The sequence below is a fragment of the Dactylosporangium vinaceum genome (assembly GCF_019904175.1).
In the GTDB taxonomy this organism is placed as follows: domain Bacteria; phylum Actinomycetota; class Actinomycetes; order Mycobacteriales; family Micromonosporaceae; genus Dactylosporangium; species Dactylosporangium vinaceum.
On the sequence record NZ_CP061913.1, the window covers coordinates 2,426,907 to 2,441,196 of the forward strand.

Annotated in this window: 12 protein-coding genes; 9 read left to right on the forward strand and 3 right to left on the reverse strand. The window is 71.1% G+C overall.

The window, feature by feature from the left end; all coding sequences use genetic code 11:
- The first annotated feature begins 47 nt into the window (after positions 1-47).
- Positions 48-389, forward strand: coding sequence for a hypothetical protein (locus tag Dvina_RS10580; protein ID WP_223102279.1), 342 nt, complete (start codon positions 48-50; stop codon positions 387-389).
- Between the two features lie 163 nt (positions 390-552).
- On the opposite strand, the gene Dvina_RS10585 is transcribed toward Dvina_RS10580, so the two are convergent.
- On the reverse strand, positions 553-1,575 hold the full coding sequence (locus tag Dvina_RS10585; protein WP_223102280.1) for a coiled-coil domain-containing protein: 1,023 nt from the start codon (positions 1,573-1,575) through the stop codon (positions 553-555).
- Between the two features lie 52 nt (positions 1,576-1,627).
- Between Dvina_RS10585 and Dvina_RS10590 the strand changes: the two genes are divergently transcribed.
- The 7 genes from Dvina_RS10590 (at position 1,628) to Dvina_RS10620 (ending at position 10,150) form a co-directional block, all read left to right on the forward strand.
- Entirely contained in the window at positions 1,628-2,896 is a 1,269-nt protein-coding gene (locus tag Dvina_RS10590) for an aspartate aminotransferase family protein (RefSeq protein WP_223102281.1), read from the forward strand.
- Between the two features lie 294 nt (positions 2,897-3,190).
- Entirely contained in the window at positions 3,191-4,186 is a 996-nt protein-coding gene (locus tag Dvina_RS10595) for a MurR/RpiR family transcriptional regulator (RefSeq protein WP_223102282.1), read from the forward strand.
- A 38-nt stretch (positions 4,187-4,224) separates the two neighbouring features.
- The gene (locus Dvina_RS10600) at positions 4,225-4,977 is read left to right on the forward strand and encodes a sugar isomerase domain-containing protein (RefSeq protein WP_223105446.1); all 753 of its coding nucleotides are present in this window, start codon (positions 4,225-4,227) and stop codon (positions 4,975-4,977) included.
- Between the two features lie 22 nt (positions 4,978-4,999).
- Positions 5,000-6,403: an N-acetylglucosamine/diacetylchitobiose ABC transporter substrate-binding protein gene (gene ngcE / locus Dvina_RS10605; protein WP_223102283.1), complete on the forward strand. Its 1,404-nt coding sequence runs from the start codon at positions 5,000-5,002 to the stop codon at positions 6,401-6,403.
- 31 nt (positions 6,404-6,434) lie between these two features.
- Positions 6,435-7,376 (forward strand): carbohydrate ABC transporter permease, encoded by a 942-nt coding sequence (locus tag Dvina_RS10610; RefSeq protein WP_223102284.1) that lies wholly within the window; start codon positions 6,435-6,437, stop codon positions 7,374-7,376.
- A 154-nt stretch (positions 7,377-7,530) separates the two neighbouring features.
- The gene (locus Dvina_RS10615; RefSeq protein WP_343217190.1) at positions 7,531-8,337 is read left to right on the forward strand and encodes a carbohydrate ABC transporter permease; all 807 of its coding nucleotides are present in this window, start codon (positions 7,531-7,533) and stop codon (positions 8,335-8,337) included.
- A gap of 124 nt (positions 8,338-8,461) precedes the next feature.
- Positions 8,462-10,150 carry a bifunctional 3'-5' exonuclease/DNA polymerase gene (locus Dvina_RS10620; protein ID WP_223102286.1) on the forward strand — a complete coding sequence of 563 codons (1,689 nt, stop codon included), beginning with the start codon at positions 8,462-8,464 and terminating at the stop codon, positions 10,148-10,150.
- Positions 10,151-10,176: 26 nt separating this feature from the next.
- Here Dvina_RS10620 and Dvina_RS10625 read toward each other — a convergent pair whose 3' ends face one another.
- Positions 10,177-10,674 carry an NUDIX domain-containing protein gene (locus tag Dvina_RS10625; protein WP_223102287.1) on the reverse strand — a complete coding sequence of 166 codons (498 nt, stop codon included), beginning with the start codon at positions 10,672-10,674 and terminating at the stop codon, positions 10,177-10,179.
- 142 nt (positions 10,675-10,816) lie between these two features.
- On the opposite strand from Dvina_RS10625, the gene Dvina_RS10630 reads away from it, so the two are divergent.
- Positions 10,817-11,326, forward strand: coding sequence for a nucleotidyltransferase family protein (locus tag Dvina_RS10630; protein WP_425516543.1), 510 nt, complete (start codon positions 10,817-10,819; stop codon positions 11,324-11,326).
- Positions 11,327-11,381: 55 nt separating this feature from the next.
- Here Dvina_RS10630 and Dvina_RS10635 read toward each other — a convergent pair whose 3' ends face one another.
- Entirely contained in the window at positions 11,382-14,261 is a 2,880-nt protein-coding gene (locus Dvina_RS10635) for a PcfJ domain-containing protein (RefSeq protein WP_223102288.1), read from the reverse strand.
- Positions 14,262-14,290 lie beyond the last annotated feature (29 nt).

Below are 14,290 nucleotides of genomic sequence, written 5' to 3' on the forward strand. Positions count from 1 at the left end.
CACACGTTCCCGCCGATTTCCACAAGCGCGCCTCCTAGCCTGTGCTGATGGTCGAACGCCGCCGCCTGTCCTTTGTGGACGGATTCTGGTCCTTCGTCGTCGGTGGCGTTGTCATCGCCTCGGCGCTGCTCGCGCTCGACCCGATCACGCGACCGGAGGACTGCCTCAACACGGCCGGCAACGCAAGCGCATTCGACAATCCCGTCTGGGACGGTTATCTCGTGCTTGCGGTGATCGTATGGTTCAGCGCGGTCGTTGTTGAGCTGGGAGTACTGGCTACCTTGCGGCGCCGACGTGCGGTCGACATCGCGCTTCGAGCAACATGCGTGCTCACCCTGACGATCCTGATCTCATGCGAATGTCTCGGCCTGCTGCTCGTATGTCACTGAAGGCGAGCTTCTGTCGTGCCACGATCGACACACGCGCCAATCTGCCCATCTCATCGCCTGGATACGGGCCGCACTGGCGGTGTTCTTCCGTTTCGGCATCGCCGCGAGCGTCCTGCCGCCGTCGGGTGACCGCGTCCGAGCTGTTTCGCCGGTCCGCGGGGCGCTACTGCATCGAGATGTGGACGTGGTTGTAGTGGTCGCCGGCCGGGGTACCGTCCCCGCCGTACGACTTCCAGCCGGTGCTCGGCTGCCAGATCCGTTTGTACCAGATCACGTACTTGATCCCGAGGTTCTTCTGGTTGGCCACGCCCCAGGCGGCCAGGTTGTCGCCGTAGGTCTTGTCCGCGCCGGTCGCCCTTGCGTTGACGAACGTCGATGCGTTGGCGGAGAAGTCGCAGGCCTTCCCGAGTGGGTGGTCGCCGCCCCCGCCGCTGCGGTAGCAGGACGTGTAGTGCGTGAACCCGGCCTTGCGGGCCTCGCCGAGCATGTTGGTGGTGCGCGGTGACTGGCAGCCGGAGGTCGTCGGGTCCTTGAGGGTGCAGCCCTCTTTCGGATACGAACCGTCGGAGTTGCGGGGCACGTTGTTCGTGGTGACCTTGCCGCCGGAGGGCAGGCCGCCGCCGCTCACGTCGGCGCCGCCGCCGGCCTTCTTCAGCGCGTCCTCGGCCGCCTTCTTGCTGGCCTCCAGGACCTTGAGCTGGGCCTGCTGGTTGGCCACCGCGGCGTCGATGTCCTTGCGCTGCTGGTCGAAGGTGCGCTGGGCCTCGGCGGTCTCGCGCAGCTGCTTGTTCTGCTGCTGCAGCATGTACTCGACCGTGACCATGTTGTGCATCATGTCGGTCGGGTCCTGGGCGCCGATCATGACGTTGACCATGCTGACCCGATTGCCGCGGTACGCCGCGTTCGCGATCGCCCCCGCGGAGACCTGCAGCTCGGCCAGGCGGGCCTGGGTCTTGGCCATCTGGTCGCCGATCGCGGCCTGGTCGGCCACCGACTTGTCCAGGCGGCCCTTGGCGTCGTTGTACTCGGCCGTCGCCTTGTCCAGAGCCTGACGCACGGTGAGGTTCTGGCCACCGTCCTCGTCCGCGCCGCCTGACGGCTCGGCCCTTGCGGCGTCACTGAACGTGGTCACCAGAAGCACAGCGGTGACCAGGAGCGTGAAGAAACGTCTCGGTGCCGTCGACATCGCCGGTCAGCATATCGAAGCATTGTGAAAACGCCAGCGCGAGAATGACGGGATGGATGACCTTCTCACCCGGCATCGGCGGGTAATGCCCGGCTGGATGCCCGTGTACTACGAGGAGCCGATCGAGCTCGTCACGGGGCAGGGTTCTCGCGTCACGGACAGTAATGGAAAAACGTACCTGGACTTCTTCGGCGGTGTGCTGACGAACTCGCTGGGTTACGACCTGCCGGAGGTACGGGAGGCGGTCGAGCGGCAGCTGCGGACCGGGATCGTGCACACCTCCACGCTGTACCTGATCCGGCAGCAGGTGGAGCTGGCCGAGAAGATCGCGAAGCTGTCCGGCATCCCGGACGCCCGGGTGTTCTTCACCAACTCCGGCACCGAGGCCAACGAGGCCGCGCTGCAGGTGGCGACCAACCACCGCGGCAGCAACAGCATCCTGGCCGTGCGCAACAGCTACCACGGGCGCACGGCGGCGACGATCGCGGTGACCGGCAACCGCTCCTGGTCGGCGTCGGCCTACAGCCCGTACAACGTCAGCTACCTGCACTCGGGCGACCGGCTGCGGGGGCTGCTGCGCGGGATGAGCGACGAGCGATACCTGGAGGCGGCCGAGGAGGACCTGCGGGAGGTGCTCGCCACGACCACCGCGGGGCCGGTCGCGGCGCTGATCGCCGAGCCGATCCAGGGCGTCGGCGGGTTCACGCACGGGCCGGACAAGCTGATGTCGGTCTGGCAGCGGGTGCTCGACGAGCACGGCATCCTGCTGATCTCCGACGAGGTGCAGACCGGGTGGGGGCGCACGGGGGAGCACTTCTGGGGGTACCAGGCCCACGGCGTGACGCCCGACCTGCTCACGTTCGCCAAGGGCATCGGCAACGGGTTCGCGCTGGCCGGCGTGGTCGGCCGGGCCGAGGTGCTGGAGGCCGTGCAGGGCATCTCGTTCTCGACGTTCGGCGGCAACCCGATCGCGACGGCGGCCGGCAACGCGGTGGTCGACTACATCCTGAGCCACGACCTGCAGGCGAACGCGGCCCGGACCGGCGCGATCCTGCTCGAGGGCCTGCGCGCGGTCGACAGCCCGATCGTGGCCGAGGTGCGGGGCAAGGGGCTCATGATCGGCATCGAGCTGACGAGCGCGGCCGCGACCGCGGCGGTGTTCGAGTCGTGCAAGCGGGACGGGCTGCTGGTCGGCAAGGGCGGTCTCTACGGCACCGTGATCCGGATGGGCCCGCCCCTGAACCTGTCCGAGGCCGACGCTCGCGAAGGTTTGGAAATTCTGACCAACGTGTTACGGGAGCATGGGAGCGCTTCCGGCTGAAATTCGGCAGTACTCCGGGCGAAGCGACCAATTCGCCCGAAAAGAAGTAACAAATCGGACGTATTTGCGCCGACCTTCTGCCCGCCGACCGGCCCCGGGTGATGTCCTGAGGCCTGACGGCGGGCAGCTGTCGTTTCAAGATCAAAAAGTACCCTGAGCTGCGTTTTTAGGCCCCTTTAAGATCCCCGGCGCAGGTAACAGTTTGAAAACTTCGCCCAACTCCTTGACACGAAGGGGGTCTCAGTAAGAACTTTTACCACTAACAGTTAAGGAACCTTGCTGAAAGGGAACGCGATGGTGTCACGCGAGGAAGTCACGACGGCGGTGCCGACCGCTGTCAGTGCCTCGCCGCTGTCCGCGGTCCCCGTCTCGCCGGCGCCGATCGACGGCTTCCAGGCCGCCGGCAACGGCGAGAGTGTCCTGGTCAGGGTCCGGGCCGGGCTGCCCGAGTTCACCGGCGCCCTGCAGCGCGTGGCCGAGCTGATCCTCGCCGACCCCGCCGCCGCGGCCCGCTCGACGATCGTCGAGCTCGCCGAGCGCAGCGGCACCTCGCCCGCCACCGTCACCCGGTTCTGCCGGGCTCTCGGCTTCGTCGGCTACGCCGACCTTCGCCTGGCCATCGCCGGCGAGACCGGCCGGGCCGCCCGCACCGGGGGCTGGACGATGGACATCGGCCGGGAGATCCAGCCGACCGACCCGCTGGAGCGCGTGCTCGGCCAGATCATGGCGGCCGACACCCAGGCGATGCACGACACCGCCTCGCTGCTCGACCTCACCGAGATCGAGCGGGCCGCGGAGGCCATCGCCCGCGCCGACCGGGTCGACATCTACGGCGCGAGCGGCAGCGCGCTCGTCGGCGGCGAAATGCAGTTCTGCCTGCACCGCATCGGCATCGCCGCCTGGGCCTGGACCGACGTGCACAACGGTCTGGCCAGCGCGGCGCTGCTCAAGGCCGGCGACGTGGCCCTCGGCGTCTCACACAGCGGGCAGACCCGCGAGACGATCGAGATGATCGCCGAGGCCAGCAGCCGGGGCGCGACGACCATCGCGCTGACGAGCTTCCCACGCTCGCCGCTGGCCGAGGTCGCCGACATCGTCCTGCTCACCGCGACGCAGGCGACCACCTTCCGGCCGGACGCCCTCTCGGCCCGCCACCCGCAGCTCGTGGTGCTCGACCTGCTGTACATCGCGGTCGCCCAGCGCACCCACGAGCGCGCCCACGCAGCGTTCTCCGTCACGGCCCAGGCGGTCGCCGGCCATCGGTCGGCCTCCGGAAAGGACGTGCCGTGACCACTGTTCAGGACGCTCGCGCGAGAAAGGGCGACGGGATGGCCGTCACCGCTCACGGTTACGTCTCCGCGATCCAGTCGGTCATCGACCGGATCGCCCTCACCCAGGCCGACAACATCGGTGCAGCCGCGGACCACATCGTGTCCGCGATCCGCACCGGCGGCCTCCTACAGGCGTTCGGCACCGGGCACTCCGAGGCGGTGGCGGTGGACTTCGCCGGCCGCGCCGGCGGTCTCGTGCCGACGAACAAGATTCTCCTGCGGGACCTCGTCGTCTACGGCGGCGAGGACCCGAAGATCCTCGAGAACGAGAAGCTGGAGCGCGATCCCAGTATCGCGGTCAAGCTCTACGAGATCGCCGCGCCGCGTCCCGAGGACGTGTTCGTGATGGCCTCGCAGTCGGGGATCAACGGGGGGATCGTCGAGATGGCGCTGCTGATCAAGCAGCGCGGACACAAGTTGATCGCAATCACATCGGTCGAGCACACCGTCCGGGTGGCCCCCAGGCACCCCTCGGGAAAGCGGCTCGCCGACATTGCCGACGTCGTGCTGGACAACGGCGCGCCGTACGGCGACGCACTGCTGTCGCTGGATAGCGGCGGCGCGGTCTGCCCGGTCTCTTCGGTCACCAACGCGCTCATCGCGCAGCTGGTGGTCGCCGAGGTCGTGCGACGCATCGAGGCTGCGGGCGAGGTGGCTCCCGTCTACCTGTCCGCAAACGTCCCCGGCGGGGACGAGCACAACCACACCCTCGAGTCGCGGTACGCCGGACGTGTCCGGCGAACCGCCTGACCCGAACCGAGGAGACCCCCAAATGTCCAATGAACTGACTCGTCGTACCGTCCTGCGGCGCGCGGCGGCTGCGGGCCTGCTCGCCACGCCCGCCGCCGGTCTGCTCTCCGCGTGCGCCGGTTCCGACTCCGACACTCCGAGCTCGAGCGACGGCGGCACCAAGTCGGCCGACAACCCGTTCGGCGTCAAGGACGGCAGCACCGTCAAGGTCGTCGTCTTCGACGGTGGTCTGGGCACCGACTACGCGAAGAAGGACGTGCAGATCTTCAACGCGAAGCACGGCAACGTCACGGTGAACCAGAGCGCCACCCAGAAGATCAAGACGCAGGAGCAGCCGAAGATGGCTACCACTCCGAGCGACCTGATCAACAACTCGGGTGCCGACATCATGGACACCAGCACGCTGATCAGCGAGAACGCCATCCAGCCGCTGGACGACCTGCTCGACGCCCCGACCTGGGACGGCTCCGGCAAGATCCGCGACTCGCTGCTGCCGGGCACGATCAACGACGGCACCTACAACGGCAAGTTCTACACGCTCAAGTACGCCTACACGGTGTGGGGCATGTGGTACAACGCCGCGCTGTTCGAGAAGAACAGCTGGACCGCGCCGAAGACCTGGGCCGAGTTCTTCACGCTCGCCCCGAAGATCAAGGCGGCCGGCATCGCCCCGTTCGTCTACGACGGCGTGCACGGCTACTACCCGCGCTGGCACGTGATGCAGACGGTGTGGAACGCGGCCGGCAAGCAGGCCGTCATCGACATCGACAACCTCAAGGAAAACGCCTGGAAGGCGCCGGGCATCCTCGAGGGCCTGCAGAACATCGAGAAGATGGTCAAGGACGGGCTGATCCTGGCCGGTAGCTCGGGCCTCAACCACACCCAGTCGCAGCAGGCGCACCTGGACGGCAAGGCCGCGTTCATCCAGGTCGGCACCTGGTACAAGAACGAGATGGCGAAGACCCTGCCGCCGGACTTCAAGCTGACGCTGTCGAACTACTGGGACGTGGACAGCCCGAAGGCCCCCGGCGCGGTCTACGCCGGTGCCGGCGAGGACTGGGTCGTCCCGGCCAAGGCCGCGAACGCCGCCGGTGCGAAGGAGTACCTGCGCGCGATGCTCTCCACCGAGGGCGCCGGCGCCTTCGCGTCGCTCACCAAGTCCCTCGCGTCCGTCAAGGGCTCGGGCGACAAGGTGGACGACACCTCGCTGGCCTCCGCGAACGCCCTCATGAAGAGCGCGCCCGCGGACCTGATCTCCTTCCGTTTCCCGGACTTCTACGCCGACTACGACAAGGAGAGCCAGAACCTCGTCGAGGACCTGATGGCCGGTCGTACCGACGCCGCCGGGTTCGTGACGAAGATCCAGGCCGTCGCGGACAAGATCAGCAAGGACTCGAGCATCAAGAAGCAGACCCGCGACAAGTAGTCCGTTTCCCTCGGTTAGGTAGTGACTGATCATGCGGCACGGTAAAGCGCGGTTCGTGACGGGCTTCCTCGCCCTACCGGTACTGCTCTTCGCGTTCTACGTGGTGTGGCCGTTCGCCCAGGCGGTGGGGTACTCCTTCACCAACTGGGGCGGCTACTCGAACAAACAGGACTTCGTTGGCGTGGACAACTACGTCAAGTTGTTCCAGGACGAGCTGGTGCACAAGGCCTTCTGGCACAACGTGTTCTTCCTCGTCACCGTGCCGCTGTTCACGATCGCGCTGGCCTTGTTCTTCGCGTTCCTCCTCAATGTGGGCGGGCGCGGAGACAAGGCCGGCATCCGGGGCGTCTTCGGGTCCAGCGTCTACAAGGTCATCTTCTTCTTCCCGCAGGTGCTCTCGCTGGTCCTCATCGCCGTGATGTGGCAGCAGATCTACCGCTCCGACGACCAGGGCCTGCTCAACGGCCTGCTCATCAAGCTCGGGCTGATCGACGCCGACAAGCCCAACCTGTTCGTCGCCGACCCCACCCCGATCCTCGGCATCCCCGCGGTGCTCTGGTGGCTGCTGCTCATCGCGGTCTGGAGCGGCGTCGGCTTCTACATGGTCCTGTTCTCGGCGGCCATGCAGGGCATCCCGAAGGACATCTACGAGGCGGCGCTGCTCGACGGCGCCGGCCGCGTGTCGACCTTCGTGCGGATCACGCTGCCGCTGCTGCGGGACAACATCTCGGTCGCCTGGGTCTACCTGGGCATCACCGCGCTGGACATGTTCGCCCTAGTCTACGTCATGACTCCCAGCCAGGGCGGCCCCGACCACGCGTCCGAGATCTTCGCTTCGGTGATTCAGTTCACCGCCTTCAACCGCGGTCAGTTCGGATACGCCTGCGCCCTCGGTGTGGCGCTGGCCATCTTCACGATGCTGATCGCCGCCCTCCAGCTGCGGATCACCCGCCGCGAACGAATCGAGTTCTGACATGGCTGACCTGGCGGTGAACGACCGGCGGACTTCCCCCTCCGGCAAGGGCGGTCATCACCACGCGGTACCGAAGGCGTCCTCCGAGCCGGTCAAGCTCGGCGACCGGGTGTTCGGCGGCTTCTCGCACCTGTTCCTGGTCGTGTGGGCCATCATGGTGCTCTACCCGATCATCTGGGTGGTGGTGTCGTCATTCAAGGAGGACAAGTACATCATCAAGGAGCCGCTGTCGCTCAACCCGCACTCGCTGCAGTGGGACAACTTCTCCCGGGCCTGGACCAAGGGCGGGCTCGGTGAGTTCTTCTTCAACACCGTGATCGTCGTCGGCGGCGGCGTCATTCTCACGATGCTCCTGGGCTCGATGGCGGCCTATGTCCTGGCCCGCTACGAGTTCCCCGGCAACCGCGCGATCTACTTCCTGTTCCTTTCGGGACTGACGCTGCCCGTGTACCTCGCGGTCGTACCCCTGTTCAAGGGCGTCGCGAACACCGGGGTGTCGTTCCCGCTGCTGGGCCTCAACTCACGGCTGATGCTCATCCTCGTGTATGTCGCCTGGTCGCTGTCGTTCACGATCTTCTTCATGCACTCGTTCTTCCGCACCCTGCCGACCTCGGTCGCCGAGGCGGCGCTCGTGGACGGGGCGTCGCACAGCACGCTGTTCTTCCGCGTGATGCTCCCGATGGCCAAGCCGGGCCTGATCAGCATCGGCATCTTCAACGTCCTCGGGCAGTGGAACCAGTGGTACCTGCCGACGGTACTGATGCAGGACCTCAGCGGCGCCGGCAAGGTCCACGAGGTGCTCGCCCAGGGCCTGATCAGCCTCTCGGTGCAGCAGGGTTACAAGTCCGACTGGTCCGGCCTGTTCGCCGGCCTGACGATGGCCATGCTGCCGGTGCTGATCGTGTACATCGCCTTCCAGCGGCAGGTCCAGGCCGGTCTCACCTCCGGCATCTCGAAGTAGTTCGCACCCATAGGCCCGCGCGGCCCCGGCGCTTTCACGAGAAGTACCGGGGCCGTGCGAAGCACTCGCCGGCCGGCTGTGCCTTCACCCGCTCGGCCCGTGCCGCCTGATGTAACTTGCCAATATGCTCGTCGCGGTGACGCCCTCGGGGGCCGGTGGCCGGCTCCGGCCGCTGGCCGACGACGGCACGCCCGCAGGCGACGAGCAGCACGTCCAGGACCTGGCGGGGGCGGTCAAACGAGTCGAGTCACGCGACCGTCCCCGCTGGCTCTGGGCCTCGACGGCCGAGATCTACCCGCGCCTGCATCGCGCCGGCGTCCGCGTCGAACGCTGCCACGACCTGGAGCTCGCCGAGGCTCTCCTGCTCGGGGCGGAGGGCGCGTGGGGACAGCCCCGGACGCTCGCCGCCGCCAGTGCCCGCCTCGCCGGCCGCCCCGTCCCACCGGACCCGCCGGCCCGCGCCGCCGAGCCGCCCGGCCTGTCCCAGGACTCGCTCTTCGACGCCTTCGACGACGCGGCGACCGTACCGCTCGAGGAGCTCGCGGCGGTCTACCGGGCTCAGCGGCGCCGGGTCACCGCCCTCCCCGAGCTCGAGTCCGCCCACGCGCTCGCCCCGCGGGCCGGCGGCATGCGCACCCTGATCGCCGTCGAGTCGGCCGGTGCCCTGGTCGCCGTCGAGATGGGCCGGGCGGGCCTCCCGTGGCGCGCCGACGTCCACGACGCCCTGCTCCGCGAGCGCCTTGGCCCGCCCTCACCGGTGGGCGGCCCCCCGGCCCACCTGGCCGAGCTCGGGGCCCGTCTGAACGAGGCCCTGGGCCAGCGCGTGCACCCGGACTCACCGGCCGAACTGCTGCGCGCCTTCGCCCGCGTCGGCATCATGCTGCGCAGCACCCGCAAGTGGGAGCTGGAGCACGTGGACCACCCGGCCGTGCCGATCCTGCTGGAGTACAAGGAGCTCTACCGGCTCTGGACCGCGCACGGCTGGACCTGGCTCGACCAGTGGGTGACGGACGGCCGCTTCCGCGCGGAGTACATCCCCGGCGGCGTCGTGTCGGGCCGCTGGGCCACGCGCGGCGGCGGCGCACTGCAGATCCCCAAGGTGGTCCGCCGGGCGGTGGTGGCCGACCCCGGCTGGACCCTTGTCGTGGCCGACGCCGGCCAGTTGGAGCCGCGAGTCCTGGCCGCCGTGTCGGGCGACCGCCGCCTCGCCCGCGCCGCCGCCGAGGGCGACCTCTACGCCGCACTGGCCGCGGAGGCGTTCGACGGTGACCGGACGAAGGCGAAGATCGCACTGCTGGGCGCGATGTACGGCGCAACCAGCGGCATGGCCGCCCCGGCCCTGGCCGCGCTGCGCCGCTTCTACCCGGCCGCCTGGGACCTGGTGGAGGAGGCCGCCCGCACGGGCGAGTCCGGCGGCCTGGTCCGCACCTGGCTGGGCCGGACCTGCCCGCCGTCGTCAGTGACCTGGCGCGAGGGCTACGACGAGCCGGGCGCCGAGGCCGACTTCCGCGGCGGCGCGAAGGGCCGGGCCAGGGGCCGCTTCACCCGCAACTTCGTCATCCAGGGCACGGCCGCGGAGTGGGCGCTGGTCCTGCTGGCCCGCCTGCGCACGACACTGGCCGGCCACGCGGCCGAGCTGGTCTTCTTCCAGCACGACGAGGTGATCGTCCACTGCCCCCGGGCCGAGTCCGACGCGGTGGCCGACGCCATCAACTCCGCCGCCGACGAGGCCCGGACCCTGCTCTTCGGCGACACCGAGGTCCGCTTCCCCCTGGACGTCTCGATCGTGGAGCGCTACTCCGACGCAAAGTGACCCACCGTGACGCGCCGGCCCGAGCGTCACGGCGCTGCGAAGTACGCCGCCAGCATGTCGGTGTGCGTCGGGAAGCACAGCGGGCGGGGGCCCACGGCGATCTCGAAGCCCAGCGACTCGTCGGTCGGCACCGACGCGGGGAGGGTGTTGTACGGGCGCGGTGGCAGGACGCCGAAGACGATCAGGTTGCCGCTGCGGACGCTCTGGACGTCGAACAGGCGCACCTCGGCCGGGTCGGCCGGGATCGTGGTCTCCTCGCGCAGCTCGCGGGCGGCGGCCTCCTGCCAGGTCTCGCCCAGCTCGATGAAGCCGCCCGGCAGCGCCAGCTCGCCGCGCATCGGTTCGATGTCCCGGCGCACCACCACGATGCCGCGGCCCTCGTCCGTGTCGACCGGGAGGAGGACCACCGCTACCGGGAGTGGGTTGCGCCAGGTGGTCTCGCCGCAGGAGGTGCAGGTGCGCGGCCAGGGGGCACCTTGCGGATAGGCGGCGCCGCAGTACGAACAGTGATCATGGAGGGCCATGGGTTAGCAGCGTACCGACGGCGTACTAATCTGATGCGCGTCGGTGCTGACCGGTCGGAGGTAGGAGACCCCGCTGAGCGCGATTGTCGGACTGGTACTCGCCGCAGGTGGTGGCCGCCGGTACGGCGGTCCGAAGGCCCTCGTGCGCCACGAGGACGGACGCCTGCTGGTCGAGCGGGCCGTCGCCAACCTTCGCGACGGCGGCTGCACACGTATCTGGGTGGTCCTGGGGGCCGAGGCCGGCCGGGTCCGCGATGAGGCTGTGCTCGGCGACGCCGAGCTCGTCGAGAATCCGGTCTGGAAGAGCGGGATGGGCTCGTCGCTGCGGGTCGGGCTGGCCGCGCTCGCCGAGACCGACGCGGTGGCGGCGGCCGTGCTGCTCGTCGACACGCCCGGGATCGGGGCGGACGCGGTGCGGCGGCTGCTGGACGCGGCGCCCGGCGGGCCTTCGGCGCTGCTCACGGCCACGTACAAGGGGAAGCGGGGGCATCCGGTGATCCTCGGGCGCGACCACTGGAGCGGGGTGTCGACGCTCGCCACGGCCGACGTGGGTGCCCGGGCGTACCTGGTCGCCCACGCCGATCAGGTGCAGGGCGTGCCCTGCGAGGACATCGCCGACGACACCGACCTGGACGTGCCGCCGGAGGAGTGAGCGCGGCCGTCGACGGGGGACCCGCCCCGGCCGCTCCGCCCGTGGTGACGGTGGGTCATCCGCGGCGGCGGTTGGCGTGGGTCCACAGGGCGGGCCAGCCGGAAGGTTCGAGCCAGGCGGCCGGCACCAGCAGGCCGTGCGCGACGATCCGATACCAGAAGGCGGCCCGGTCGGCGCCCAGCTCCTCCGCGTCCGGCCAGGCCGCGGCCCACGGGCCGGTCTCGTCGTTCAGGGCGGAGGCCGGGAAGCCGGCGACGTGGACGCGGCGCGGGCCCAGGACCGGGACGCCCGGGCCGGACCAGGTCGTCACGGCCAGGGCGCAGGCGCAGAGCATCGGCACGTCGATCCCGTACGGCCGCCGCCCCGCCAGCGCCGCCGAGCCCGCCCGGAGCAGGCCGCCGAGGGCTCGGCGCACCCGCTGCGCGACGAGTTCCGCGGTGCGGGCCTCGGCGATGCCGGGCGCCTTGGCGACCGTCCGCAGCGAGCCCGGCAGCGGCGCGTCGACGGCCAGCGGCCGCAGCTCCGGCCCCGGGTACTCGGCCAGGGCCGCGGTCAGCGGACGGGCGCCCCCGGCCCGCCACGCCTGCGCCGCGGTGAGGCCGCCGCCCGGCTCGAGAGCCGCGGCCAGGGCCCGCATCAGCGCACCGGGAGAGGCCCGGCGCAGCGCGGTAAGCGCCGCGAGGTCGTCACCCACCGCAGGGGGCTCGACCGGGGCGCGGCCGGGCGCCGCCAGGTCGCGGGCCCGGAACGCCTCAGCGGTCGGGTAGATCCGGGCGCCGACGTGGTCGTACCGCTCGCTCTCCGTGAGCAGCGGCGCGAGGCGGGCCAGCAGCCCCACCGGCTCGGCCGCCTCCGCCACCGCAGCGGCCGCGCGGGTGCCGAGCGAAGGTCCGTGGTCGGCGGCGACGCGGGCGGCCGGAGTGCGCACCCGGCCGCGCCGGGGACGGGCCGGCGGGGGCGGGGCCTCGGCCGGGGCGGCGACCGGGGGCGGGGGCAGGGCGGCGACCCAGGCGCGGAAGCGCTCGGCGAGCTCCGGCTCCGGGTCGTGGTTGAACCGGGCCCGCACCTGCTCGGTCCGCCACCCGCGCGCGGACGGGCGCAGCTCGGCGTTGAGCACCAGCAGGCCGGCGGCCCGCAGCGCGACCAGGACGCACCGCCCGTCGAGGGCCGCGTCGACGTAGTCGGGGCCGCCGATGCAGTTGCCCATGTACCCGCCCCACTCGGCGATCTGCCGCGCGGTCCGGGCGATCTCGATCAGCTCCGGGCCGCCCGGCAGCGCGGAGCCGTCGGTGGCCAGCACCGCCTCGGGCACCACGAACGCGGCGGTCAACGCCTCCGCCACGGCCGCCGCCTCCTGCAGCGAGGTGATGAGCCCGGCCCAGGTCCGGGCCCGCCGCGCCGCCGCCGCGACAGCAGTGCCGGCCCGCAGCCCGGCCAGCCCGGCGAGCTGCGCGGTGCCGGCGGCGGCGAGCGCTATCGAGTCCAACGACGGGTCGAGCGGCGAGCGCTCGGCGGCCGGCGGGTCCCAGTCCACGTGCAGCACCGGCCCGTACCGCACCTCCGCCGCCGCGTGCCCCTCGAGCACGGCCAGGGCGTCGCCGAGCTCGGCCATCCACAGCAGATCCCCGACGTGCTCCGGGGCGGGCTCGCCGCGCTCGATGAGCTGCCCGAGGCTGAGCCCTTCGGCCAGGCCGAGCCGCGGCGGCTGCAGCCACCGGGCCGGTCGCTCAGGCGAGAACAGCCCGACCGCCTCCCGCCACGCGGCCATCGAACCCTCCGCCCAGCGCAGGGCTGCTCCCCGTACCAGACCCGGCGGTTCGTCGTGCACGGCATATTGCATGTCGACCGCGTTCTCCAGGGCCAGCCACCCGTAGATCCGGGCGTCGGCGACCGCGGCGCGCACGAGGGCGTCGTCGGGCCGCTGCGCGATCCGGCGCAGGACGATGCCGGGGCGGGCCGGGAGGTCGACGAAGCCCTCGATCGTCTGCGCCGCCAGCCGGGCGTGGTGCTTGTGCAGCAGCGCCGCGGCGGCGGTGATCTCCGCGCGGTGCTCGTGCAGGGCCGCGGCGCTCCCGCGGTCGGCGACCGAGATCGCCAGCCGGACCAGCACCGTCGCCGCGAGGCAGTCCCACAGGATCGCGTTGGCGCGCTGTTCGCGGTACCACAGCGGCGCCTGCCACCGGGCCGCGTCAGCGACGGTGGGCTCCCGGCGGACGGTTCGGCGGACCGCCTCGACGATCTCGTCGTCGAGGTAGCGGGCGTGGCGCCCGCGGAGCTGATGCAGCCGGCCCTCGCCGGCCTGCGTCGCGCGCCGCCGGGCCCGGTGCCGCCGGTCCTCCTCGTGCGCGCAGACGCCGGCCCACAGGTCCTGGAGCAGGGCGAGGCGGCGCGGCCGGGGGAGCGGGTCGAGGATCTGCCGCAGGTGCGTCCCGACGACGGAGGGCAGGCCGTCGGGGAAGGGGTCGAAGCCGTCCGGCGCGGTCAGGCCGAGCAGCGTCACGAGCTGCTCCGGCCCCAGCACCTCCGCCGCCGTCACCGCGAACCGCAGCGCCGCCCACCGCCCGGCCGCCACCGCCGCCGTCGCGGCCGCGCCGAGGGGCCGTGTCGCGTCGATCCCGAACAGCGCCACCGACACCGCGGCCGGCGCGCCGAGCGGCGCCGCCCCGACCACCCGCAGCGCGGCCAGCACACCGTCGCGGCGGTTGCCGGCCCCGCCCTCGATGCGGGCCGAACGGAAGCCGTCCCCGAGATCCACGCCGGCGTCCGCCGCCACCACGCCACCGGCCGCGACCAGGGACGCGAGCCGCTCCAGCGCCGGGCCGGGGTCGGCGTCGGCGGGGCCGACGGCGACCGGGGTGCCCGGCCGGTCGGCGCCGGGCGGGAACACGCGTTCGCTGGCGGCCGGGATCACCCCGCCGGAGAGGCGTGTCGTCACCCGGTCATGATGGCGCCGCCGATACCGCG